Raw genomic sequence first — 24296 nt, 5'->3', positions numbered from 1 at the left:
AACCGCTCCCCGGCGCCCCGGTCGCACCGCTCCCTCATGCGGGAGATGAGGAAGAGGGAGGAGCACGGCAGGGTTCGGCCCGGTGAGGGATGTCCCTCACCGGGCCGAACCCTGCCGTGCTCCCTGATGTCGGCACGGTGGTCCGCCGTGCGGTCACAAGGTGTTCCGGCCCCCCGGTCACCCGGTCAGGCGTGACGGTGCGAGCGGCTGTTGCCCGTGAAGACCCGGTACAGCGCCAGCAGGATCAGCGATCCGACGATGGCGGCGATCCAGGTCGACAGGCTGAAGAAGCCGTCGATGGAGTCAACTCCGAAAATCACCTTGCCCAGCCAGCCGCCGAGCAGGCCACCAGCGATACCGATCAGCATCGTGATGACGATGCCGCCCGGGTCCTTGCCCGGCATGATCATCTTGGCGATGGCACCGGCCAGCAGACCGATCAGGATCCAAGCGATGATTCCCACGGTTCCTCCACTGTGGTTCGAATGTGTGTCCCCCCTCCGGATGCACCGTGAAGGCGGATGCAAACCCCCGTGCCGACGAGATACCGCTGAGGTTTCGTCGATGCCCCCGGGCAGGTGTGCCGGGTCCGATCGAGGGCAGGACGGGAGGGGTTGTGCGCCGTGCGGGCCCGCGCGGAGGACTCACGGCGCACGGGCGGCCGTCCCCCGGCCGCCGCTCGGGGGACCGGTACGGCAGGGCTTAGGAGAGGGGCTGCGGCATGCGCACTGGACTGCTCGGAACGGGACCGTGGGCCGCGACGGCCCACGCCCCGGCGTTGAGCGAGCATCCGGAACTGGAGTTCGCCGGCGTGTGGGGCCGGCGGCCGGAGGCGGCCCGGGCACTGGCCGAACGGCACGGCACGCGGGCGTACGAGGACGTCGGCGCACTGCTCGCCGACGTGGACGCGGTGGCGGTCGCCCTGCCGCCCTCCGTCCAGGCACCGCTCGCGGTGCGCGCCGCGCGGGCGGGCTGCCACCTGCTGCTCGACAAGCCCCTCGCGGCGGACGTCACGGAGGGCCGGGAGGTGGTGCGTGCGGCCACGGAGGCCGGTGTGGCCTCGGTGGTCTTCCTCACCACCCGGTTCCAGCCCGCACCGGAGGCGTGGATCGCCGAACAGGCGGCCGTGGACGGCTGGTTCACCGCGCGCGCCGAGTGGCTCGGCGCGGTGTTCAGCGGTGACAGCCCGTTCGCCGCGTCGCCGTGGCGACAGGAGAAGGGCGCCTTGTGGGACGTCGGCCCGCACGCCCTGTCCGTGCTGCTGCCGGTGCTCGGCGACGTGACCCGGGTGACGGCCGCCGCACGCGGTCCCCTGGACACCGTCCACCTGGTTCTGGAGCACACCGGCGGGGCGTCGAGCACCCTCACCCTCAGCCTCACCGCGCCGCCCGCGGCCACCGGGGCCGTCGTCGAACTGCGCGGCAAGGCGGGGACGACCGTCCTGCCCATGCCCCACGAGGGTCCGGTGCCCGCCCTCGTACGGGCCGCCGACGCGCTCCTCGCCGCCGCCCGCACCGGCCGCCCCCACCCGTGCGACGCCGCCTTCGGGCTGCGCGTGACGGAGGTACTCGCGGCGGCGGAGGACCGGCTGGGCGCCGGCCGGTAGGGGAACCGGCGGAGAACCGCCACGGGAGGCGGGCGGCGGGCCGACGCCGCCCGGAGTGCTGTCCGGTCACGCGTCGGCCCGCCGCCCGTGGAGGTACGGGGAGGGTGAGGGCCGTGCGCGGCCCTGCCCCGAGCGCTGTGCTCAGCCGCCGCCCAGCCGCGAGCGCAGCAGTTCCTTGCCGAGTTCGGCGCCCTTGCGGCTGTCCGCCTGCGCCTTGCGGAACAGCTCCGCGACCTCGTCGTCCTTCTCGCGTTCGGCGTCCTGGATGTAATTCTCCAGGCGCAGCGCGTTGTTCAGGCAGGCCTCGACGTACCAGATGAGGTTGTAGTCCTTGTCCGCGGTACCGGTCGTGCCGCCGGTCTCCGTCTGGTGGCTCACTTGTTCCTCCTCATGTCGTGTGCGGGCCGCCGTGCCGTCCGTACCGGACGGGGCTCAGCGGGTTGCGGAAGGTCGGCCCCGTCGCTCGGCTTCGTGCGGCGTTCGGGTGCCGGCCTCGGCCGGGGCCGGCCGGCGTGGCGGCCCCGGAACGCCGGGCGGGTACCCGTTCACTCACCGCGTACACGGCCTCACGCGCCGTTCCCCCGGCCGCGGGTGCCGTACCGGACACCCGGCTCACGGACCGCCGTGCTTCTTCTGCTCACGTACGGCGTCGGGGTCGCCCGACGCGCCCGGCAGCCCCGGTGCGGAGGGCGGGTCGACCTCCAGCGGGGGCCGCCAGGGGCCGCGCTCCACGCGTTCCCCGGGCTGCAGTCCCTCGACCGGTCCCTCCGCGACCTCCTGCTGCTGCACATCGCTGCCGGCCACCGCAGCGATGTCGCCCCTGCCGATGGGGGGCCGCCGTTCGTCCCCGCCCTCCGCGGGGTCCGGCACCTTGCCCGTGCTCTCGCGGGACCCCTGGTCCCCCGAGGCGTCGCGCCCGGCCTGTTCCGTCGGGTCGTGCTCCCGGTCCGCCACAGCGCTCGCTCCTTCTCGTTCTCGCTCGTTCTCGTCGGGGCCGGGCACCGGAACGGCTCGCGTCCCGGGTTCTCCTCGGCCCTCCCTCGCTCACTCGCGGCCGTCGGCCGCAGTCCGCTCGTTCTTCTCGTCGCCACGGTCGCCCTCCGCCTGGGAGGGCGTGCTCCGGGGCGTGTCGGCGTGCTCACGGGTCTCCCCGGCGCCGCGTTCCGCTTCCGCGGCGGCGGAGTCGTCCCGCTCGCCCTCGGCCTGCGACGGCGTCTGCTCACTCACCGGTATGCCTCCAGGGAATCGATGGTTCCGGTCCGCGGTTTCGCGCGGTTCCCGCGAGGGTCTGGCGAGTATCCGCAGGGTGGCGGCACAAACGGAACCGGTCCTGTGGAGCGCGACGCACCGGCGCAGACCCCGGAGCGGTCGCCGGCCGTCGGTGTCCGCCCCGCACTTACCGTCCAGTGAGGTCTGCGGGGGCCACCGCCGCCACCGGAGGGGACCCATGCCCCGCCCGGAACGCTCGTCCCTGTTGCTCACCGGACCGCTGGGCCACGGCCGGCGTCGCGCACCTCACCAGGCCACGGCCGTGCGACACGGTCGTCCCGCGCTCCCTGCCGGGGGCGCCGCGGACCCGGACGTACGCGAGCGGCGTCGCGGAGCTGGTGCCGGCCGCCGGGCCGGCGCCGCCCCGGACCCGGCGGGCCGCCGGGTCCGGGGCGGCGTTCTTCGTCGGGGTGTTCCCGGCCGACGTGAAGATGACGGCCGACTGGCGGGACCGGCCCGCCGCGCCGCGGACCGTGGCGTACGCCCGGCTGCCGCTCCGGGTGCCGCTCGTCCTGTGGGCGCGGAACGTCGCCGAGGCGGCCGGCCGTCCGGCATGATGACCTCGCGGGCGACTGCACCTCCTGCCCGACGCCACCGAGCGCCGGCCGGGAGGAGCGGGTCGCCCGCACCAGTCCGCCGCGGTACTTCGCCCTCGTACGCGGCGCCTTCGTGCGGCGCGCCCTCGTCCCCGTACGCCGCCTAGGCGACCTGGCCGCTGTGGAGTGCCGTGTAGGCGCCGCCCCGGCGGAGCAGTTCCTCGTGGGTGCCGATCTCCTGGATGCGGCCGTCGCCCATGACGACGATCCGGTCCGCGCCCCGCACGGTCGACAGCCGGTGCGCGACCACGAACGTGGTGCGCCCGTGCAGCAGCCGGCCGAGCGCCTGCTGGACCAGGGCCTCCGACTGGGTGTCCAGCGCGGAGGTCGCCTCGTCCAGGACGAGCACCTTCGGGTCCCGGATCAGCGCGCGGGCGATGGCGAGGCGCTGCTTCTGGCCGCCGGACAGCCGCGCCCCGCGCTCGCCGACCATGGTGTCGAGGCCCTGCGGCAGCCGGTCGACGAACTCCAGGGCGTTGGCGTCGCGCAGGGCCGCGCGCACCGTGTCCTCGTCGGCGTCGTCCATCCCGTACGCCACGTTCTCCCGGATCGTGCCGTCGAACAGGATCGACTCCTGCGGCACGACCGAGACGAACTTCCGGTACGTGCGCAGGTCGAGGGTGCTCATGTCGGCGCCGTCGAGCAGCAGCCGGCCGGAGGTCGGGCGGATGAAGCCGATGACCAGGTTGAGCACCGTGGACTTGCCCGCGCCCGAGGCCCCCACGAAGGCGATGGTCTCCCCCGGTGCCACGGAGAGCGTGAAGTCGCGTACGGCGGGGCGCTCCGTGTCGTCGTACGCGTAGCCGACCCGCTGGAAGGCGACGGCGCCGCGGACGGCGTCCAGCTTCGTCTTCCCCTCGTTGTCCTCCAGCTCGGGCGCCTGGAGCACCTCGCCCACCGAACGGACGGACTCCAGGCCCTTGGTGATGACCGGGGCGAGGCCCACCAGGGTCGTGGTCGAGTTGGTGAGCGTGGTCAGGAAGGCGCTGAGCATGACGACGTCACCCGCGGAGACGCCCCAGACGCCGTAGTACGAGATCAGCGCCGCGCCCGTGAGGACCAGGACGCCGACGATGTTGAGGACCACCCAGGCCAGGGAGGCGAAGCGCCCGTTGAGCAGGTCCAGGCGCAGCGCGGACTGCAGCACCCGGCGGAGGGTGCCGTCCATGCGGTGCAGTGCCTTGCCCTCCAGGCCGTGCGCGCGGGTGACCGGTATGAGCCGTGTCATCTCGGTGACCTTGGACGACAGGGTCTCGACCTCGAGGCGGAAGTGCTCGTTGTGGGTGCGCAGCCGGGCCCGCAGCCGGGCCACGACGAAGGCGGCGGCGGGCACGACGACGAGGAAGACGGGCACGAACTCGGGGGTGCGCACCGCGATGATGATCAGGCCGCCGGTGAGGACGGTGATCGCGCCGAGGCCCGTCTCCGCGGTCTGCTGGACCATCGTCTCGACGGTCTCCACGTCCCGGACGACCTTCGCCTGGAGGACGCCCGCGCTCACGCGCGCGTGGTAGCCGATGGACAGCTGCTGCATGCGGGTGACCAGCGCGGAGCGCAGGGTGGTGCCCATGCGGCGGACGCTGCCGTACAGCAGGCGGACGTAGAGCAGGTGCAGCGGGTAGTTGACGACCAGGATGAACATGATGACCCCGGCGCTCAGCCACAACTGGCCGATCGGCGCGTGCTGCACGACGGTGTCGATGATGGACGCGGTGATCAGCGGCAGCAGCCACACGGGGCTGTGCTTGACCGTGAACACGACGACGGCCGCGGCCAGCCGCCGGCGGTCGGCACGCAGCAGATAGGCGAGTGTGCGCACCGGGTGTTCGTCCCGGTAACGGTGGTCGAGTGGTCGTTCCGGTGAAGCCACGACGGTGGTTCCTCCCCAGTGGCCGAGTGAAGGGCAAGCGCTTACTGCCCAAGTCGACCCGGAGTACACCACGGATCGCGGAAACGCCCGCCGGGCCGTCGGCGGGTGGAGGGGCGGTCGTCGGACCCCGACGACCGCCCGTGCCTGCGCTCTCAGGACTCAGCCTGCCTGTTGCCGGGCCGGGGCCCGCCCCGGGCGCAGGAACACTCCCGAGCGGGAAACGCTCCCGGACCGGGGCCCGCCCCCCGAGCGGAGGGACACCCCGGGCCGTGGGGCGCCGCAGGTGCACCGGGCCCTCGCCGCTCGACCGCCTTCGGCCTCGCACGCAGCGGGTCGCCCGGACGGGCCGGGGGGTGGGTGAACGCGGCGGCGGCCTGGACCGGATGGTCCAGGCCGCCGGCTCTCCCCTTCCGGCCCGGGAAACACCCGAGCGGGACGTCCGGAGCCAGTCGGCCGGGCGTCCCGGAAGGCGGGTGTCGTGGACGGGCGGGGCGGCCGGGCGGAGCCGGCGGGCCCGGTTTCCGGTCGCTCCCGTCGGTGGCGTCAGCGTTCGACGACGTGGCGTTCGTTGGGGACGCAGTGCGTCATGGTGAGACCCTCGACGTCGCGGGGCGGGTTGTTGCCGAGGTTCGCCAGGCGCTCACGGTCCTCGTCGGTGAGGTCCTGGCTCGCCAGCGGCTCCAGGTGCTTCACGTCCTCCGCACCGATGCCGAGCCCCTTGCCCACGCGCTCGCCGAGCTCGTTCTCGACCAGGAAGAAGTGCCAGATCATCCGCTCCTGCACGGGCCGGTCGCACTGGGAGAGGAGGTCGGTGAAGTTCTTCACCAGGTCGTCGCGCTCCCAGTCCTCCATCAGCCGGAAGCGCTGGCCGGCCTGGAGGTAGTCGTTGGTGCGCGGGATGCGCTTGCGGGTGAGTCGGCCGGTGATCTCCGGGCCCTGCTCGTCGTGGGTCGGGTACTGGGCCTCCCGCAGGCCTCCCATCAGCGACGGCTCGTAGTTGATGTGCGGGCTCTCCCCGTCGTTGTCGACGAAGTAGGCCATCTGGCCGTCGCGCTGGTTGGTGCGCACCTGGGCGTTCCTGGCCTGGTTGACCGGGAGCTGCAGGTAGTTGGGCCCGACCCGGTAGCGCTGGGTGTCGCTGTACGAGAACGTGCGGCCGACCAGCATCTTGTCGTCGGAGAAGTCCAGCCCGTCGACGAGCACGCCGGTGCCGAACGAGATCTGCTCGTTCTCGGCGAAGAAGTTCTCCGGCATGCGGTTCAGCACCATCTTGCCGACCGGCTTGGGCGGGAAGTCCTGCTCGGGCCAGGTCTTGGTGTCGTCGAGCGGGTCGAAGTCCAGCTCGGGGTGCTCGTGGTCCTCCATGATCTGAACCAGCAGCTCCCACTCGGGGTAGTCACCGCGCGCGACCGCCTCGTACAGGTCCTTGGTGGCGTGGCCGAGGCCCTGCGCCTGGACGTTGGCGGCGTCCTCCTCGGTCATGCTGCGCACGCCCTGCTTCGGCATCCAGTGGTACTTCACCAGCACGGTGTCGCCCTGCTGGTTGACCCACTTGTAGGTGTTCACGCCGAAGCCCTGCTGGTGGCGGTAGTCGGCGGGGATGCCACGCGGGCTGAAGAGGTTGACGAGCATGTGCATGCACTCGGGGGTCTGCGACATGAAGTCGAAGATCCGCCGGGGCTGCTGCTCGAAGGTGACCGGGTCGGGCTTGAGGGCGTGGATGACGTCGGGGAACTTGATGGCGTCCCGGATGAAGAAGACGCCGAGGTTGTTGCCGACGAGGTCCCAGTTGCCGTCCTCGGTGTAGAACTTCACGGCGAAGCCGCGCGGGTCGCGGGCCGCCTCGGAGGAGTCCCGGCCGCCGATGACGGTGGAGAAGCGCACGGCCAGGTCGGTGCGCTTGCCGCGCTCCTGGAACAGCTTGGCCCGCGTGTAGCGGTCGATCGGCTCGTCGCCCCAGGCGCCGTACGCCTCGAAGTAGCCGTACGCGGTCACCCCGCGCGCGTGGACGACGCGCTCCGGGATGCGCTCCCGGTCGAAGTGGCTGATCTTCTCCAGGAACTGGTAGTTCTCCAGGGTCGCCGGGCCGCGGGCGCCGACGGTGCGCTGGTTCTGGTTGTCGTAGACCGGATGGCCCTGCCGGTTGGTGAGGACCGGCCGGTCGTCACCGGGAGCAGGCCCCTGGCTCGAGACGTCGGTCATGATCGCACTCCTTCGTTGTGCTTCGGCTGTGCGGTGTACGGGCGGGCACGCGCCAGGACGCGGACGTGTGTGATCGCTGGGCCGACCCGACGGCAGCCGTCACCGTCCGATGACGGCTGGCCGTCCGCGTACCCCGGACGGCGCGGTCGACTCACGCGTCGCGGCACGCACCTGCGACTCGCCACATCCGGAATCCGGTCGCGCGGCGCGGGACGTCCCGTGAAACGATGATCGGCGGCTGCCGCACCGGATTCGCGCCCCGGAGCCCGGCCGGGTCCCGCACGGGCTCCGAGGCGGACCGCGGCGGGGCCCGCACCGGACTCCGTGGCGGGGCCCGCGGCGGGGCCCGCACCGGGTCCCGTGTCGGCAGAGACCTCGAGAAGCACGTGGAGAGGCAGACGCACCATGACCGCCGTACAAGGTTCAGCAGTGGAGATCCCGACGCCGGACGGCACCGCCGACGCCTATCTCGCCCACCCCGCCGACGGCGACCCCCGCCCGGCCGTCCTGCTCTACATGGACGCCTTCGGACTGCGCCCCCACCTGGAGAAGATGGCCGACCGCCTGGCCGGGGCCGGCCACACCGTGCTAGTGCCCAACGTCTTCTACCGGCACGGACGCGCCCCCGTGGTCGAGCTGCCGGACCCGATCGACCCGGTGAGCCGTCCGGAGATCTTCGAGCGGCTCGGGCCGATCATGCGGGCGCTGACGCCCGAACTGGCCGTGCGGGACGCGGGGGCGTACCTCGACTGGCTGGCCGGGAGCCCGCTGACCGTGGACGGGCCCGTCGCCCTCACCGGTTACTGCATGGGCGCCGGACTGGCCCTGCGCACCGCCGGGCACTATCCGGACCGGGTCGCCGCCGCGGCCGGCTTCCACGGCGGCGGCCTGGCCACCGACGCGCCGGACAGCCCGCACCTGCTGGCCGACCGCATCACCGCGGAGCTGTACTTCGGCCACGCCGACCAGGACCACGCCCTGCCCGCCGAGCAGATCGAGCGGCTGCAGGAGGCGCTCACCGCGGCGGGCGTCCGCCACCGCGCAGAGGTCTACACCGGTGCGCACCACGGGTACACCCAGGCCGACACCACCGCCTACGACCAGGAGGCCGCCGAGCGCCACTGGACCGCCCTGCTGGATCTGCTGAGCCGTACCTTCTGACGACGTCCGGCTCCCCGCCACCCGGCCCCCGCCCGCGCCCGGCTCCCCCGCCGCCCGCCCCCGCCCGGTTCCTCATGACCCGAGGAACCGGGCGTTCGTCGTGCCATGGGCGACCAGGTGCTCCTGCGGCATGAGCGGCCGGGCGTCACCCGTCACCGCAACCTTCACAACTTTCTATTGACATGCCCTCGCCGTCACGCAACGCTGAGAGCGCTCTCATTGGTATGGACCGCAAACCCCCCACGCTCACCCCCACCCCCACATCCCCACACCCCCCACAGCGAGTTCGCACGGAGGTACAGAGAGTGGCACCCGCAACACTCGGCAGACGAGGACGCCGCACCCTGGTCACGATCGCGACGGCGGCCGTTCTCGGCGCCACGCTCGCGGTCGGCGCGCCGGTCACGGCCGCACCCGCACAGGCCGCCGTCCCCGCGACCATCCCCCTCGACCTGACCAACCAGTCCGGGCGCGGCGAGGCCGTGTACGTCTACGTCATCGGCACCGACCTGGCCTCGGGCCGGCAGGGCTACGCCGACGCGAACGGCGTCTTCCACCCGTGGCCCGCCGGCGGCAACCCGCCCACGCCCGCGCCGGACGCGTCCATCCCGGGCCCGGCCGCCGGGCAGTCGAAGACGATCCAGCTCCCCAAGTTCTCGGGCCGGGTCTACTTCTCGTACGGACAGAAGCTCCAGTTCCGGCTGACCACCGGCGGTCTGGTGCAGCCCGCCGTGCAGAACGCGAGCGACCCCAACCGCAACATCCTGTTCAACTGGACGGAGTACACGCTCAACGACTCCGGCCTGTGGATCAACAGCACGCAGGTCGACATGTTCTCCGCGCCGTACTCGGTCGGAGTACGGCGGGGCGACGGCGGCACGGCGACCATCGGCAAGCTCAAGGCCGGTGGCTACAACGGCGTCATCAACGCGCTGCGCGGGCAGCAGGGCGGCTGGTCGAACCTGGTGCAGACGCGGTCCGACGGCACCGTCCTGCGGGTCCTCGCACCCCTGTACGGCCTGGAGACCGGTGCGCTGCCCAGGAACGTGATGGACGACTACGTCAACCGCGTCTGGCAGAAGTACTCGTCCGAGACGCTGACGGTCACCCCGTTCACCGACCAGCCGAACAACAAGTTCTACGGCAGGGTCTCCGGCAACGTCATGAACTTCACCAACGGCAGCGGCGCCGTCGTCACCAGCTTCCAGAAGCCGGACGCGGACAGCATCTTCGGCTGCCACAAGCTGCTGGACGCGCCCAACGACCAGGTGCGCGGGCCGATCTCCCGCACCCTGTGCGCGGGCTTCAACCGGTCCACCCTCCTGACCAACCCGAACCAGCCGGACTCCTCCTCGGCGGGCTTCTACCGGGACGGCGTGACCAACCACTACGCCCGCGCGATCCACTCGCAGATGGCCGACGGCAAGGCCTACGCCTTCGCCTTCGACGACGTGGGCAACCACGAGTCCCTCGTCCACGACGGCAACCCGCAGCGGGCCAGCATCACGCTCGACCCGTTCAGCTGAGCGCGCCCGGCGCGCCGACGACCGCGCGCGGGACCGTCGCCGCCCGGCCTCACCGCCGGGCGGCGCGGTCCTGCGTGCGGTGGTCGTAGTACGCCCAGAGGACTGCGGCGGCCAGCGCGGTGGCGGCGGCCGCCACCGGGCGGACCGCGCCCGACGTGGCCCAGGCGACCAGACCGGCCGCGGCCGCGCCGCAGAACATGATCACGCGGCTGGCGACGCGTTTCCCGGGCGGCTGCGGGTCCTCGCGGTCCTTCAGGTCGTGCAGGGCGTCCCGGGCGGGCTCCAGGGAGCCACGCCGGCGCCGTGCCCGGTACTGCAGCCCGTAACTGATCACGGCGTACATGGCGACCGCGCCCATCGCCCACCACCACGCCCCGAAGCCGTCGCCCGTTCCCCGCGCCAGCAGCATGCCGATCACCTCCTGTGGGTCGCCGGATACCCGGCCCCGGCCGAACCAGACCCCCCACAGTTGGTATGGACCTGACAGCCGGGCACCGGCTACGCTCCTCACCGCCACACCCCGAGAGCGCTCTCACGCGGTCATCAGCACCGCCCGTTCCACCCCCACCTCGCTGGAACAACGAAGGGCAACTCCCTTGAGACGCAACAGAATCAGGCAGGCCGGGCTCGCCGCACTCCTCGTCGTCGGAACCTGGGCCGCCGCCGGAGCCGTACCCGCGTCGGCGAGCGACACCGCCTCCCCCGCCCCGGCCGCCGAGGCACCGGCCTCCGCCGGACTCCTCGCCGCCATGCAGCAGGACTTCGGGCTGACCCGGGCCCAGGCCGAGCAGCGGCTGGCCGCCGAGGAGCGGGCGACCGCCCTCGAGCCGGAGGTCCGCCGCACGGCCGGGGAGTCGTACGGCGGCTCCTGGTTCGACGCCTCGAGCGGCCGGCTGAACGTGGCCGTCACCGCCGACGCCTCCGACTCCACCCTGCGCGCCCTGCGCTCCGCCGGCGCGACCGTCCGCACCGCGCGGCACAGCGCGGAGCGGCTCGACGCGACGAAGCAGCGGATCGACGCGCTGTCCGCCCCCGAGGGCGTGAGCAGCTGGCACGTCGACCCGAAGGCCGGCGCGGTCGTCGTGAACGTGGTCGCCGACCGGCGGAACGACGCCGCGGTCGAGCGGTTCGTCGACAGCGCCCGCGAGGCCGGTCCCGTCACCGTCGCCGAAGTGCCGGCGCAGCCGCAGACGTTCGCCGCCGGGACGGTCGGCGGCGACCCGTACTACACGGGCAACGTCCGTTGCTCCATCGGGTTCTCCGTGCACGGCGGCTTCGTCACCGCCGGGCACTGCGGCCCGACGGGCCAGGCCGTGCGCGGCTGGGACAACACCCACATCGGCACCTTCCGCGGCTCCTCGTTCCCCGGTGACGACATGGCCTGGGTGAGTGTGGGCAGCGGCTGGTGGACCGTCCCGGTCGTGCTGGGCTGGGGCACGGTCTCCGACCAGCTGGTGCGCGGCTCGAACGAGGCGCCGGTGGGCGCGTCGGTCTGCCGGTCGGGCTCGACGACGCGCTGGCACTGCGGCACGGTCCTCGCCAAGAACGAGACCGTCAACTACGCCCAGGGCGCGGTGCACCAGATGACCAAGACCAGCGTCTGCGCCGAGGGCGGCGACTCCGGTGGCTCCTTCATCAGCGGTGACCAGGCCCAGGGCGTCACCTCCGGCGGCTGGGGCAACTGCAGCACCGGCGGCGAGACCTGGCACCAGCCGGTCAACGAGATCCTCAACCGCTACGGCCTGACCCTGCACACGGCCTGATTCCGCACACGGCCTGATCGGCCGCACGGTCTGATCCACCGCATGACCCGAGTCTTCTCGCGGCCTGCTCCTCCCCGCGGCCCGAGTACGGCGTCCGGGCACCCGCCGACCCGTCGGCGGGTGCCCGGACGTGTGTCGGCTACGCGGTCACGGGGGTGAAGTCGATCCGCTCCCGGACCACCGGGAAGCCCGCCCGCGCGAAGTGCGCCACCATGGGCCGGTTACCCCGGTCGGTCGCCCCGGCGACGAACCCGGCACCCTGCCCGACGAGGAAGCGGGTGCACTCGGCCAGCAGGTCGTACGCGTACCCGTGCCCGCGCCGTTCCGGCAGCACGCCGACGAAGCCGACGCACGGACCCGCCGTGTTGCGGGCGGGGACGTGGATGCCGACCGGCTCGCCCCGGTCCGTGTACGCCACCCGCCACCACTCCCGCGGGGACGGCAGCCGGCGGAGGACGCCCATCTCCTGCTGTGCCGCCCGCTCGACGCCGCCCTCGGCGACGGCCGTCAGCGCATGGGCGTCCAGGGTGACCGAGTGGATGCGCCGCAGCGCGTCGAGGAACACGGCGTCGTCCGGTCCCGCGGCGAAGCGCAGACGTCCGGAGTGCCCGGGCAGTCCGTCCCGCGGCGTCCACCGGTACAGGTACCGCTCCGCCAGAAGCTCGTACCCGGCGGCCCGCGCGGCGGCGAAGCGGGTCCCCGCGGCGGCGCGCAGATGCGGGGCGTCGCGCCAGCCGCCCGGCAGGTTGATCTCGAGCTCCACCCGCCAGGGCGCCGTGCGGAGCAGTTCGGCGCCCGCCTCCTCCTCGCCCTCGGCCACGTCGAACCAGTTGATGTTGCGGGGCTCGGTGTCGTCGGCGCCGCCCCACCAGGCACCGCGGGCCACCACCCTGCCGTCGCGCAGGGCGATCCGCTTCCAGTCCGGGCGGTGCCGGGTCCGGGCGTGCGACGCGCGCGCGTCCAGCGGGTCCGGCAGCGTGTCGAAGTCACGGTCGGTGCTCTCGTCGAGCGTGCGGATGACCAGTCCGGTCATGGAACTCCTCCGGGAGGTGCACGTGTGCTGGATGCGCTCCCGTCAGTCGTGGCACGCCGGGGCGACGGGGAGTGAGCGCGGGAACGGTGTGTACGGCACGGCACTCGCCTCCTTCCGCCGGTCTCGGGGCGTGGGCACCCACGTTAGGGGGCGCGTCATCCGGCCGGCCACCCGTTTTCCGTGCCGCGCTCCGTCCGGTCGGTCCCCCTAGCGTGGTGCGCCGGGCCTCTCCGACTGCTCGACCATGCGCGCCAGTTCCACCCGGGACCGCACTCCGAGCGCGGCGAAGACGTTGCGCAGGTGGTGGTCGACCGTGCGGGTGCTGACCGAGAGGATCCGCGCCACCTCGCGGTTGGTGGCGCCCTCGGCCACGTGCCGGGCGACGCGCTGCTGCTGCGGGGTCAGCCGGGTGGACAGCGCGCCGGGGCTCTCCCCCGCCGGTGCCGCGCCGGTGGCGCGCAGTTCGCCGCGTGCCTGTGCGGCCCACGCGCCGGCCCCGCACCTCTCGAAGGCGACCAGCGCCTCGGTGAGCTGGTCGCGCGCCTCCCTGAGCCGCCGGCGTCTGCGCAGCCACTTGGCGTACAGGAGCTGGGTGCGGGCCTCCTCGAAGTCGCCGCCGACGGCCCGGTGCAGGGTCAGTGCGCGCAGGTAGAGCGCGTCGGCCCGGTCCTGCGGCGCCAGCAGTGCGCGGCAGCGGGCGAGTTGGGCGGGCGCCTGCGGGTCGGCGCCGAAGCGCGCCCACAGGGCGAACTCCTCGACGACCGGACCCGCCTCGTCCGGCCGGCCGGCGAGGACGGCCGCCTCGACGTGACAGGGCATGGCCAGCATCCGTACGGCGAAGTGCCCATGACGCGTGCCGGCGCGCACCAGGGGGCCGAGGCGGGCGGCGGCCTCGGCGGGGCGCCCGCGGCCCAGGTCCGCGCGGCCGAGCGCCCACTCGGCGAGGGTCGCCGCCTGGGTGAGCCCGTGCCGGCGGGCGGTGTCCAGGGCCGCCTCCGCCTGTTCGGCGACGAGCGCGGCCTCGTCCTCGATCGACGCGGCCAGGGCCAGCACCGCGTGGTGGTGGGCCGCCGAGTTCCGCTGACCGCAGTGGTGCGCGGCGCGCAGCCCCTCCTCCGCGTGTGCCCGCGCGCGGGCGTGCCGTCCGGCGCGCAGCTCCGCGTACGCCAGATACTCCAGGGCACGCGAGACGAGGGTCACCGGTCCGCGCGCCCTGGCCGCGGCGAGGGCACGCGCGCCGGCCCGGCACCCGGTGCTCACGTCGCCCAGCAGCAGGGCGGCGGACGCCGACCGCAGCAGCGTCTCCGGCTCACCCGTGCCCGCGGCCCGCTCCACGACGCGCCGCAGGGGCGGTACCGCCTGCTCGTAGCGCTGTTCCAGCAGGGCGAGCATGCCGAGCCGGTAGTCCTCCGTGAGGTGCTCGCCACCGCCACTGACGACGGTGAGGGGCGCGACGGTCGCGCCCTCCGCGTCCCCGCCGGGTGTCGAGTCCGGGTCCGCGGCCGGTTCCGGTTCCGGCGTGAGCGCCGTGCGGCACGCCGTCATGTCACCGGCCGCCCAGGCCGCTGTCGCCGCGGCGATGCGGGCCTCCCTCGCCTGCGCGGGGCACCGGGCGGAGAGCAGGGACCGTGCCCACAGCAGCGACTCGTGCGCGTCCAGCACGTGTCCGTCGCTCAGCTCCAGCAGTCCGTGCAGCAGCGTCGCACGCCCGCGCACCTCGTCCGGGGCGGCGTCGGCGCACGCCTCGGCGAGCAGTCTGCGGGCCGTGACCGGGCGGCCCGCGAGCAGCGCGTGTCCGGCGGCGGCGATCCAGCGCTCCGCGCGGGCGGCGGCGTCCGTCGTGAGCTCGGCGGCGCGGGCGAGGGCCGCGGCCCGGCGCCGGTGGGACGCCGTGACGCGCGGATCGTCCGCCGCGGCGGCCAGTCCGTCCGCCAGCAGGGGTGAGGGGCCCGCGACGGACAGGGCCCGGTGGGTGAGCTCCGCGAGCCGGTCGCCGTACTGCTCCGCGGTACGGGCGAGCGCGTCGTGGGCCGCCCGGCGCCGGTCGGGGCGGGCCCCGAGGTACACGGCCCTGCGCAGCAGCGTGCCGGTGAACCGCAGCCGGTCGCCGGCCGGTACGAGCACACCCGGCACCTGCCGGACGGCGGGCTCGCCCGGCGGGGCGACACGTGTCAGCGCGTCGAGCACGGGGTCGGCGCGGACGCCGTCGCCGTCGGGGTCGGCCTGCTGGGCGGCGGCCACGACGAGCAGCAGGTCCGGGTGGGCGGCCGTCGGGCCGTCCGGACCGCCGTCCACCAGCCCGCGCACGGTCTCGGCGTCGACGAGGGGCCACGGCAGCGCCCGCTGCCCGCTCAGTTCGGCGGCGGACAGCCGGCGCACCAGGGCGTGCAGCAGGGCGGGGTTGCCCTCCGCCGCGTGCAGCAGCTCCGCCCGGACGGGTGCGGCGGTACGGCCGCCGGTGAGCTCGTCGAGCAGGGCGCCGGCCTCCGCGTCCGGCAACGGCCGCAGCGGGAGGACCGGCAGCCCGGCGAGGTGCGGGTCGGCCGCGCGGTGCTCCGCGACGGTCACGAGCAGGCACACCGGCCCGGCGGCGCGCAGCCGTCGGGCCGCGAGGCCGAGGGCGGCCCGCGAGGCGTCGTCCCACAGATGGACGTCGTCCACGCACAGGAGCAGCGGGGCGCCCGCGGCCGTCTCCCGCAGCAGATCCAGCAGCACCCCGGCGTCCGGTTCGGCGGGGACGTCGACCGGCGCGCCGGGCCGCAGGGCGTCCACGGCGCTCCGTACGGCGCGCACCCCGTCGTAGGGCAGGCGGGTACCGCCGCGGACGCCCCGGACGCGGAGCACGGGACCGGCGCGGAAGGCGCGGGCCGCGTGGGCGAGCAGGGCCGTGCGCCCGGCACCGGGCCCGCCCGTCACGACGAGCACCGCGTCCTCGGTGCCCGGGGCCGCGGTCACGGCCGCCGTCGCCCGCAGCTCGGCATCGCGACCGTGCAGGCGCACGGGATCGCTCATGCGTGCGTGTGAGGTCACGCATGTGACCTTACTGCTGGGTAAAGAGTCGTGCAAAGAGAAGGGGGAGGCCGGGCCTGCGGGCCGGGCCTCCCCTTCCGCAGCAGGAGGTCAGGAGCCGTGCGGGCAGTTCCCCCGGTACTCCTCGATGTCCAGGTCCGGCCGCGGCAGCGGGCACAGGAACTGCTCGTAGCGGGTGTCGTCGTCGACGAACCGCTTCAGCCAGGAGACGCTGTACTTGGCGATCGTCGTGTTCGACACGTTCGGCGCGAAGTGGGTGGCGTTGTTCAGCTCCAGGTAGGCCCGGTCCAGCGAGGACGGCAGGGTGTTGTAGAACGGCTCCGCGTGGGAGGAGACGGGGGCGATCGAGTCTCTCTCGGCCCCCACGATCAGCGTCGGGGTGCGGAGCTCGGGCCAGGTCTTGTCCAGGTTCCAGGGCGTCAGCGGGATCGCCGCCTTGAGGGACGGGCGGGACTTGGCGGCCTCCAGGGAGCCGCCGCCGCCCATCGAGTGCCCCATCACAGCGAGCCGGTCGCTGTCGACCCGGGAGCGCACGGGGCTGCGCTCGGTGAGGTGGTCGAGCGCCGCGAGGAGCTGCCGGCCGCGGGACGCGGGCTGGTCGTAGACGGAGTTCGTGTCGATGGTGAACACCACGAAGCCCTGGGAGGCCAGCCGCGGGCCCAGCCACGCGATCGAGGACTCGCGGGCGGTGTAGCCGGGCGAGATGGCGATCGCGCCGAACGTGCCGTCCGCGGTGCTGGTCGGGTAGTAGATCGTTCCGCCGCCGAAGCCGCTGGCCGCCAGCGAGGACACCGAGGTCTCCGAGACGGCGTACGGGCCGCGCAGCGCCTCGATGCCGGCCTCGGTGGGGGCCGGGCCACGCTCGTACGGGTTGTCGGCGGCGTGGGCACCGGGGCCCACCAGGGTGCTGAACCCGACCGCCGTCGCGGCCGCCATGCCGAGGAGCAGGTGCGTCCGGCGCCGCGGGGAGCGGTGGCGGCGGGTGCCGGACTCCGGGGCGTCCTGGGCGTCCTGGGCGGACACGCCCTGCTGCGGGTGCTGATGCACGACGGCACCGTCCTTCCTGTCGTTGCGGGCCGCGCGTCGAGGACAGGGCGCCGACGCGACGCGGGTGCGTGCGGAGGCTCCTTCCCGGCGGCACCGCCCGTGGGGGTGGGATGCCACTGTGGAGGCGCGGCCCCCATCGTTGCATCGGCAAAATCACCGGCCTCGTTGAGCGACACGAGGCGCGCGACCGGAAAAACGGGCTCCCTGCGGGCACCGACGGCGCCCCCGTCCTCACGGGACGGGGGCGCCGGGCACCTCTCCGTCAGCGCGTCCCCTGCGGCCTCCTGCTCCCCGGGGCGCCGCCGGCGTCCGCCGGGGCCGCCGGGCGCGCCCGCTCCCGCAACGCGCTGACGGCGAGGCCCAGCTCCCGCTGGAGGTGCTCGGCGAGGGCGTCGCCCCGGACGGTGCCCAGCAGGTCGTCGGCGAGCCGGTGCAGCTTGACGTTGGTGCGCTGGGAGACCGTGACGAGCAGATGCCAGGCCTCCTCCGGGCTCAGCCGGAAGGAGGCCATCAGGATGCCGCGGGCCAGGTCGATGGTCGGCCGCGTCCGCATGGCCCGCCGGAGCTGCCCGACCTCGACCCGCAACTGCTCCAGGTCCTGCGGAACCGTGTCCTGCGGATCCATGTCCCGCGGAGGCGATCCCTCACCGGGAGGGACGTCCTCAGCGACCGCCGGTGCACCGGCCGGGCGGACGTGCGGGCGGTGCTCCTCCGCGGGCACGAACAGGGCGCGCGTACCGGTCACCTCGAACAGCCGCTCGACGGCCGGGCCAGCCTCGCGGACGGTCAGCGTCTTGCCGTCCCCCAGGGCCAGTTGACGCATCGCCAGCAGGACGTTGAGGCCCGAGCAGTCCGCGAAGGCGACCTGCCCGAGATCGAGGTCGACGCCCTCGGCACACCGGTCGATCGCGTCCCGCAGCACGCGCCCCAGCGTCCGGTCCGTGTCGAGATCCAGCTCGCCCGAGACCACGACGAGCACCCGGCCGCCGTCCGGACGACACTCGACCGCCAGTTCACACGGCCGGAAGCCGACCGCGGCTCCGGCGGGCACCGCACAACCGGTACCGCCCTTCCCCATGGACCGATTCGGCCGTCCCGCGAATGCCGGATCCGACATGGTCGCCTCTCCCACGAGAGTTCGTGTGCACTCGCTCATCTCCACCTTCAGGCTTGCTCACCCTGCCGAACACGTCAAGGGATACATGAAATGTATTTCGCGTATCTACTCACGCGTATCTAGTCACAGGAAAAGACGGACCTATACTGGCGCCCATGGGTGGAGTGCCGGAGTCGTACGTCGGATGGACGTTTCTCACCAACCACGCGCGCGTGCTTGCCTCGATCGCGGACGACCACAACGCCCGCATCCGCGACATCGCCGCGCGGTGCAGGCTGACCGAGCGCGCGGTGCAGAAGATCATCGCCGACCTGGAGCAGGAGGGATACTTGTCACACACGCGGGAGGGCCGCAGCAACACCTACCGCATCGAGCCGGGGAAGGTGCTGCGTCACCCGGCCGAGGCCGGACTGAGCGTCGCCTCCCTGCTCTCCCTGCTGGCCCAGGACGAGGACCTGCGCGCGGGCCGGACGCAGCAGGCGGGCCAGTAGCCCACCCCGTCGGCCGCCTCCGCCCGGTCAATCGTTTCGGCGGGGAGTCGGACCCCGCGCGGCGGGCACCCGCCTCTCGTTCTGCCCGGCGAGGGGAGGAACCGATGAAGCGCGTCAAGGCGTTATGGGTGGCCGCCGGAACCGTCGTGGCCGGAGCGGCCGTTCGGCGGTGGGCCAGGCCCCCGCGGGAGGTGCGCGGACCGGCCGCGACGGACGACGGCACCCGGCTGGTGGTGACGGTCCGTCGCGATGCCGTCGACGGCCCGGCCGAGGAGCCGCCGGCCCCGCGGCGGGCGGCCGCGGCCGGTGGTTCCGACGACCGGACCGGGGTACGCAGCGGCCCGCGACCCCGGGACGGGGACCCGGAGCGCCGCGGCCGACCGGGACGTGGGGCGACGGAGAGCCCGTAGGCACCGCGGCAGCGGGCCGGGCTCGGCGACGGACACGGCGACGGGGCCCCGTAGGAAGCGGCACCGGCCGACCCGCCGGACGACGGCGTCGCCCGCCCGCGCGCGGGCACCGCATGTCCGCCGCGCGAGGGGGCACCCGCACGGTGTGGCGAAGAGTCGACGGTATGCGGTGGCGGCGTCCGGCCGCTGGTGGGATCCGGAGGACGGCCGCAGGCTGCCCGCGGGGGAAGTGCACGCCTGGGAGCACGGCATGAACCAGACGGTGTGCGGCCTGGCACTCAGCAGATCCCGGCTGGAGCGTTTCCCCGGAGTCGAATGGGCCGACGCCTTCCCGGAGTCGGGAGGCGCGGCCGACGCCGTACGGAAGGTCTGTCACCGGTGCGCGGCGGTCGCCGGACGGCGCGGCCGGGACGCCCGCCCGGCGTGGCGGCGGACGAATCCCCGCCCCTGAGCGCCGCGCGGGGCCCGCCGCCCCGGGCGCACGACCCGGTCGCGCGGACGGCGGGGAGGATCCGGCCCGCAGTACCGGCGTCACCGTTTCCGCATCGTTCACCCTTCGCACATTCTGCCGGATCGGGTGGTCCGTTCCGCCTCGTCCCCGGAGGGAACCCGGTCGCCATGGAGGGACAGCGGAGACACGCAGGCGGGAGCCCGGACGCCGGGCGGCCCCCCGTGCCGGACGGCGGCATCGACTACCACGCCGTGTTCCGGGCGCTGCCCGGCGCGGTGGCCCTGCTCACTCGCGATCTGCGCTACGCGGACGTCAACGACTCCTTCACGGTCACCACCGGCCGCTCCCGGCGGTACCTGCTCGGCCGGTACGTGTTCGACGTCTTCCCCGAGGACCTGGACGACCCGCGGGCGACCGGGGCCCGCAGCCTGCGCGCCTCACTGGAACGGGTACTGGCCACCGGCCAGCGCGACAGCATGTCGCTGCAACGCTACGACCTGCGGGATCCCGAACGCCCCGGCCAGTGGGAGGAGCGGTACTGGAGCCCGGTCAACAGCCCCGTGCTCTCCCCCGACGGCCGGGTGGAACTGATCGTGCACCGCGTCGACGAGGTCACCGAGCTCGTCCGGTCCCGGCTGTCGGACACCGCCGGGGAGCGCGCGGCCGAGCGGGCGGCCGAGCTGTACGCGCGGGCCAGTGAGCTGCAGGAGCTCAACGACCACCTGCGCCGCGCCCACGCCCGTGAACGCGAGATCGCCCTCGGTCTGCAGCAGGCGATGCTGCCCCCGCTCCGGCAGAAGGGCGACCGCGAGGTGGCGGTGCGCTACCGCCCCGCGAGCACGGCCCTGAACGTGTGCGGCGACTGGTACGAACTGGTCGACCTGCCCGGTGACAGGCTCGCCGTCGCCGTCGGCGACGTGGTCGGACACGGTCTGCCGGCCGCCGGGGTCATGGGGCAGCTGCGCAGCGCCCTGAGCGCCGCCTCCCGGGTGGCCGCCGGACCGGGCGACGCGCTGGAGATCCTCGGCCTGTACGCCCGGGAAGTCGAGGGCGCCGAGTGCACCACCGCGGTCGAGGTGTTCATCGACTGGGAACGGCGCACCCTGACCTACAGCAGCGCCGGGCATCTGCCGCCCGTCCTGCTGCACGCCGACGGGCGGGCGGAGTTCCTCGACGCGGCGACCGATCCCCCGCTCGGGGCCCGGCCCGAACACGCCGCCCGTCCCCAGGCCGGCTGTTCCTTCCTCCCGGGTTCGACGCTGGTCCTCTACACCGACGGTCTCGTCGAGCGGCGCGGCGAGAGCATCGACGTGGGGCTGGGCCGGCTCGCGGACTGCCTGTCCGGGCACCGCCCCGAGGGCAGCACGGCCGAGTCGCTCGCCGACGTGCTCCTGACGAAACTGGTGCCCGACGGCGCCGCCGACGACGACACGGCCCTGGTCGTCATACGACTGTGAGCATCCTCATGCCGAACAGGAGATAACCCCCGCGGCGACCGGCTACCCGGCCCTGTGGGCCCCTCGCGTCCCACGGGTCCCGGCGGATCCGGACGAGTAGCCCTTGTCTCGCTGGGAAACAGCAGCGATGGGACCGAGATTTCACTGTGAACGGGCCCGCTACCTAGGGACCGGGGAAGGTGAGATGGCGACCGAGCCGCACTGGAGCGAGAAACTGCCTTCCGACGAGATTGAGAAGTGCCACGTCACCTTCGACGGCGAGCTGGGCGACGTGACAGGGGCGCGCCTGGCCGCCGAGGAGTTCCTGAGCGCCGTGGCGCGGGCCGCGCCACCGACGGCACCCGAGCACTGGGACGACATATTGCTGGTCGTCAACGAACTGGCCGCCAACGCGGTCCAGTACGCGCCGGGGCCGTTCGCGCTGACGATGCGCCGTACGTTCGACGGTGTGCACGTGACCGTGCGCGACACGAGCACCACGCCGCCCGCGCCGCGTCCGTTCCACCCCAGCAAGGGCGGTGGGGGCATCGGCTGGCATCTGGTGCACACGCTGTGCACCCAGGTGAGCGTCGTGGTGCAGGACGACGGCAAGGACGTCCATGTCTTCCTGCCCTGGTGAGCCGGAGGCCCTGGGTGACCCAGGGGCCGTGGGGCCGTCGTGCGGCGGCCCCGGACGTCAGGTCAACGGCACGGCCACGCTGATCGTCTTGCCGCCCCCAGGGCGGGGCCGGATGTCGATGTCCCGTGCCAGCCGGATGATCAGCGGCCATCCGTAGCCGTGTCCGACGTGCGTCGAGGGCAGCGTTCCGGGGCCGTAGGCGACGGCCGGAACGACGTCGTTGTGGTCCGCCACACTCAGCCGTACGCCCTTCGCCGTGGGGATCACCTCGAACCCGGCGATGCCGCCGCCGTGCCTGATGGCGTTCGTCACCAGTTCCGAGACCACGAGCAGCAGGTCGATCACGGCCTGCTCGTCCGCTCGCCGGCCCGGGGCGTCCCAGTGTTCCTGGATCACGGACCGCACGTACTGCCGTGCCGCCGCGGCGTTGGTGATGGTGACGGGTGTCCGTACGGCCCCGTCCGCCGTGCCGTGCCCGTTGCCGTGCCCGTTGCCGTGCCCGTTGCCGTGCCCGTTGCCGTTGCTCTTTCCGTTGGCGACGGCGCGGACGGTGTGCCTCCCCGGGGCGCCGTTGCCGAAGGCGCCCCCGCGCGCTCCGGCCCGCTGCCCGTACGAGCTCCCCCCGAGGTTCCCCGTGCCGGTGGCGTCCGCCTGGCCGGCGTCCCCGTTCGTGCGGCGTTCCACGGGCCTCAACCTCGCGGGGCCGACGACGGGCCACGGCCACGGGCCGCGCTCCGCATCGCGAACAGGACGTGGGGCACGGGGCCACCGGCCTCCGGGACGCCGCGCTGTTCCGGCATCAGCTCACTCCCACTTCCCACGCTCGTCACGGACGCCCCTCCGGCCGCGGTCCGCCGAAGCGGCACGTACTCCGCGGCCGCTCCGGCGTGTGCCGTGTCGCCGGACGCGTCGGGGCGCATCCGCGATCGGCACGGTACACGTTCGTCATTCCTCATCGATCCCCGCCTACCCGCTCGGCCCCGAAGCATGGGCGCCGTATGCGCCGCGGACACCGTCCCCGGGCAGGGACCGCCCCTTCACGGTCGCCCCTCCACCGTCCGGCGTCAGGTCGACTGCCGCCGAGGAAGACCACGGTAATAGTCGGCCACGCTGTCCAGGTATCCGGCGTCCGACGTCTCCCGGTCCGTCCGGAACAGCGGCGCCGACTTCACCTCGTCACGGGTGAACGCCACGGTGATCTTCTGTGTCTCCGGGTCGATACCGGTGACGAGTCCCGCCGGCACCAGGACGCTCTTGCCGAACACCCACACACCCGTGTCGACGATCAGGTGCCGCCTGGGATTGTCGTCGGCCTGCCGGTCCACGTGCCCGATGGTGCCGTCGCCGGCCTCGACGGAGTACCCCGTCAGGACCTGCCCTTCCTGGTGGCCGCTCTGCGGTGCGTACGACCAGATGCCGTCGAAGTCCACTTCGCTCCTTCCTCTCCGCTGTTCTGTCCTCGGCTGTGCTGTTCGGCGCTCTCCGCGATCCGCTCCCGCGGCTGTTCCGCGGGGGAACGGGTGTCTTTTCCGTCTTCGCCTCCCGACGCAGCAGATACCCCGTTGCGATGACCGCAAGCAGCGCTCCCCTTCCTTCCGTCACGGCTTCCGCCGCGGTCGGCCGGCTCCCTCACCCGGGCGCGCGGTGTCTCTTCGGGTAAACCACCGGTTGCCAGGAGATCACCGGCGTTCCCGGGGTACCTGAAGACTCCCCGACCGATGTCCCCCCGGAGGCTTCCCTTGATCCCGTTCGTGCACGAGACCCTGGCCATGCAGCTCGAGCTTGCCGACGCCCGCCGTGTTCCCGTGCAGGCTCGCCTGAGCTACGACTCGGACGACCCCTTCGCCGTGACGGCGGCGTTCAGTCACGAGGGCCGCATCCTCGCGCTGTGGAGACTGGACCGGCAGATGCTCGCCGAGGGCACGCGGCGGCCGGTGGGCGAGGGTGACGTCCGGCTGCGCCCGCAGCGCGTGGGAGCCCGCAGCGTGCTGCGCATCGAGCTGTCGGGGAGCGCCCAGGACGGCACGGGACGGGAGCACGCGGTGGTGCTCGCTCCGGCGCACGCCGTCGTCTCCTTCGTGGAGCGCACCTACGGCGTGGTGGCGCCGGGCCGGGAGGACGTGTCCGTGGACGAGTTCCTCGCCGACCTCATGACCCGTGGCTGACGGGGCCGGGCTCCGGCCACGTGCTACGGGCCGTCCGGGAGAACCGGACGGCCCGTAGCACGTATGTGGGGGAAGCGGGGTGAGCGGTCGGCGCGGTGAGCGCGTTCAGGGCACGCCGGGGTGCCCCCGTGGATCAGACGGGTGCGACGCCCGCCGCCGTTCCCTGCGGACGGCGCACGCCCGGCACCGGCTCCTGCGCGGCGGCGAGCAGCCGGTGCGCCTCCTCCAGCGCCCGCCGGACGTCACGGGTGCCCGTCGAGACGCAGAGCGTGTAGGCCAGGTCCTGCGCGCGCCGGCTGTTCGCCCGGCCGTCGCGCTCCTCACCCTCGTGCGCCGTCTGCGCCGTGAGCTCTTCGTACTCCTCGACGAGCTTGCGCAGGATCACGGGATGGGGCTTCAGCATCTGTTCCACTCCTCGTTCAGGTGGCGGTCAGGACCGTCCCCCGGCCGCTCCGGCCGGGGGACGGGAAAGCATCGCGTGAG

Annotated in this window: 23 protein-coding genes and 1 pseudogene; 10 read left to right on the top strand and 14 right to left on the bottom strand. The window is 73.7% G+C overall.

The window, feature by feature from the left end:
* Window positions 1-185: 185 nt before the first annotated feature.
* Window positions 186-464, bottom strand: coding sequence for a GlsB/YeaQ/YmgE family stress response membrane protein (locus tag IEZ04_RS09760; RefSeq protein WP_189216331.1), 279 nt, complete (start codon window positions 462-464; stop codon window positions 186-188).
* 257 nt (window positions 465-721) lie between these two features.
* On the opposite strand from IEZ04_RS09760, the gene IEZ04_RS09755 reads away from it, so the two are divergent.
* On the top strand, window positions 722-1606 hold the full coding sequence (locus tag IEZ04_RS09755; RefSeq protein WP_189216330.1) for a Gfo/Idh/MocA family protein: 885 nt from the start codon (window positions 722-724) through the stop codon (window positions 1604-1606).
* Between the two features lie 141 nt (window positions 1607-1747).
* Here the strand turns inward: IEZ04_RS09755 and IEZ04_RS09750 are convergent, their stop codons facing one another.
* From IEZ04_RS09750 to IEZ04_RS09740, 3 genes are all read right to left on the bottom strand, one after another.
* The gene (locus IEZ04_RS09750; protein WP_189216329.1) at window positions 1748-1984 is read right to left on the bottom strand and encodes a hypothetical protein; all 237 of its coding nucleotides are present in this window, start codon (window positions 1982-1984) and stop codon (window positions 1748-1750) included.
* Between the two features lie 234 nt (window positions 1985-2218).
* Entirely contained in the window at window positions 2219-2560 is a 342-nt protein-coding gene (locus tag IEZ04_RS09745) for a hypothetical protein (RefSeq protein ID WP_189216328.1), read from the bottom strand.
* Between the two features lie 90 nt (window positions 2561-2650).
* On the bottom strand, window positions 2651-2833 hold the full coding sequence (locus IEZ04_RS09740) for a hypothetical protein (RefSeq protein WP_189216327.1): 183 nt from the start codon (window positions 2831-2833) through the stop codon (window positions 2651-2653).
* 220 nt (window positions 2834-3053) lie between these two features.
* Between IEZ04_RS09740 and IEZ04_RS09735 the strand changes: the two are divergent.
* Window positions 3054-3432, top strand: a pseudogene (locus IEZ04_RS09735) (DoxX family protein).
* 142 nt (window positions 3433-3574) lie between these two features.
* Here IEZ04_RS09735 and IEZ04_RS09730 read toward each other — a convergent pair.
* Both IEZ04_RS09730 and IEZ04_RS09725 read right to left on the bottom strand, forming a co-directional pair.
* Window positions 3575-5341 (bottom strand): ABC transporter ATP-binding protein, encoded by a 1767-nt coding sequence (locus IEZ04_RS09730; protein ID WP_189216326.1) that lies wholly within the window; start codon window positions 5339-5341, stop codon window positions 3575-3577.
* 543 nt (window positions 5342-5884) lie between these two features.
* Entirely contained in the window at window positions 5885-7543 is a 1659-nt protein-coding gene (locus tag IEZ04_RS09725; protein WP_189216325.1) for a catalase, read from the bottom strand.
* Between the two features lie 405 nt (window positions 7544-7948).
* On the opposite strand from IEZ04_RS09725, the gene IEZ04_RS09720 reads away from it, so the two are divergent.
* Both IEZ04_RS09720 and IEZ04_RS09715 read left to right on the top strand, forming a co-directional pair.
* Window positions 7949-8704: a dienelactone hydrolase family protein gene (locus tag IEZ04_RS09720; RefSeq protein ID WP_189216324.1), complete on the top strand. Its 756-nt coding sequence runs from the start codon at window positions 7949-7951 to the stop codon at window positions 8702-8704.
* Between the two features lie 305 nt (window positions 8705-9009).
* A complete protein-coding gene (locus IEZ04_RS09715) occupies window positions 9010-10230 on the top strand; it encodes a glycoside hydrolase family 64 protein (protein ID WP_229820918.1) in 1221 nt (406 codons plus the stop codon).
* A gap of 49 nt (window positions 10231-10279) precedes the next feature.
* Here the strand turns inward: IEZ04_RS09715 and IEZ04_RS09710 are convergent, their stop codons facing one another.
* Window positions 10280-10639 carry a hypothetical protein gene (locus IEZ04_RS09710; protein ID WP_189216322.1) on the bottom strand — a complete coding sequence of 120 codons (360 nt, stop codon included), beginning with the start codon at window positions 10637-10639 and terminating at the stop codon, window positions 10280-10282.
* Between the two features lie 187 nt (window positions 10640-10826).
* Here IEZ04_RS09710 and IEZ04_RS09705 point away from each other — a divergent pair, with 187 nt between their 5' ends.
* On the top strand, window positions 10827-11993 hold the full coding sequence (locus IEZ04_RS09705) for a S1 family peptidase (protein ID WP_189216321.1): 1167 nt from the start codon (window positions 10827-10829) through the stop codon (window positions 11991-11993).
* 139 nt (window positions 11994-12132) lie between these two features.
* Here the strand turns inward: IEZ04_RS09705 and IEZ04_RS09700 are convergent, their stop codons facing one another.
* From IEZ04_RS09700 to IEZ04_RS09685, 4 genes are all read right to left on the bottom strand, one after another.
* Entirely contained in the window at window positions 12133-13026 is an 894-nt protein-coding gene (locus IEZ04_RS09700; protein ID WP_189216320.1) for a GNAT family N-acetyltransferase, read from the bottom strand.
* A gap of 207 nt (window positions 13027-13233) precedes the next feature.
* The gene (locus tag IEZ04_RS09695) at window positions 13234-16056 is read right to left on the bottom strand and encodes a helix-turn-helix transcriptional regulator (RefSeq protein WP_308429789.1); all 2823 of its coding nucleotides are present in this window, start codon (window positions 16054-16056) and stop codon (window positions 13234-13236) included.
* A 90-nt stretch (window positions 16057-16146) separates the two neighbouring features.
* Entirely contained in the window at window positions 16147-17103 is a 957-nt protein-coding gene (bdeA, locus tag IEZ04_RS09690; RefSeq protein ID WP_373296282.1) for a bis(hydroxyethyl) terephthalate hydrolase, read from the bottom strand.
* A 262-nt stretch (window positions 17104-17365) separates the two neighbouring features.
* Window positions 17366-18154 carry an ANTAR domain-containing protein gene (locus IEZ04_RS09685; RefSeq protein WP_229820917.1) on the bottom strand — a complete coding sequence of 263 codons (789 nt, stop codon included), beginning with the start codon at window positions 18152-18154 and terminating at the stop codon, window positions 17366-17368.
* 221 nt (window positions 18155-18375) lie between these two features.
* Between IEZ04_RS09685 and IEZ04_RS09680 the strand changes: the two genes are divergently transcribed.
* The 4 genes from IEZ04_RS09680 (at window position 18376) to IEZ04_RS09665 (ending at window position 21648) form a co-directional block, all read left to right on the top strand.
* Entirely contained in the window at window positions 18376-18711 is a 336-nt protein-coding gene (locus IEZ04_RS09680; RefSeq protein WP_189216318.1) for a helix-turn-helix transcriptional regulator, read from the top strand.
* 555 nt (window positions 18712-19266) lie between these two features.
* Window positions 19267-19572, top strand: a complete 306-nt coding sequence (locus tag IEZ04_RS09675; protein WP_189216317.1) for a hypothetical protein — start codon at window positions 19267-19269, stop codon at window positions 19570-19572.
* Between the two features lie 221 nt (window positions 19573-19793).
* Window positions 19794-21029: a PP2C family protein-serine/threonine phosphatase gene (locus tag IEZ04_RS09670; RefSeq protein ID WP_373296288.1), complete on the top strand. Its 1236-nt coding sequence runs from the start codon at window positions 19794-19796 to the stop codon at window positions 21027-21029.
* 184 nt (window positions 21030-21213) lie between these two features.
* A complete protein-coding gene (locus IEZ04_RS09665) occupies window positions 21214-21648 on the top strand; it encodes an ATP-binding protein (protein WP_189216315.1) in 435 nt (144 codons plus the stop codon).
* A 57-nt stretch (window positions 21649-21705) separates the two neighbouring features.
* Here the strand turns inward: IEZ04_RS09665 and IEZ04_RS35775 are convergent, their stop codons facing one another.
* Entirely contained in the window at window positions 21706-22332 is a 627-nt protein-coding gene (locus IEZ04_RS35775; protein WP_308429788.1) for an ATP-binding protein, read from the bottom strand.
* 380 nt (window positions 22333-22712) lie between these two features.
* Window positions 22713-23078 carry a PRC-barrel domain containing protein gene (locus tag IEZ04_RS09655; RefSeq protein ID WP_189216314.1) on the bottom strand — a complete coding sequence of 122 codons (366 nt, stop codon included), beginning with the start codon at window positions 23076-23078 and terminating at the stop codon, window positions 22713-22715.
* 288 nt (window positions 23079-23366) lie between these two features.
* Here IEZ04_RS09655 and IEZ04_RS09650 point away from each other — a divergent pair, with 288 nt between their 5' ends.
* Entirely contained in the window at window positions 23367-23813 is a 447-nt protein-coding gene (locus IEZ04_RS09650; RefSeq protein ID WP_373296281.1) for an SsgA family sporulation/cell division regulator, read from the top strand.
* A 133-nt stretch (window positions 23814-23946) separates the two neighbouring features.
* Here the strand turns inward: IEZ04_RS09650 and IEZ04_RS09645 are convergent, their stop codons facing one another.
* A complete protein-coding gene (locus tag IEZ04_RS09645) occupies window positions 23947-24216 on the bottom strand; it encodes a DUF5133 domain-containing protein (RefSeq protein WP_189216312.1) in 270 nt (89 codons plus the stop codon).
* Window positions 24217-24296: the final 80 nt, after the last annotated feature.

The sequence above is a fragment of the Streptomyces ruber genome (assembly GCF_014648075.1).
Lineage (GTDB): Bacteria > Actinomycetota > Actinomycetes > Streptomycetales > Streptomycetaceae > Streptomyces > Streptomyces ruber.
This window is presented reverse-complemented; position numbering and strand designations above follow the sequence as displayed.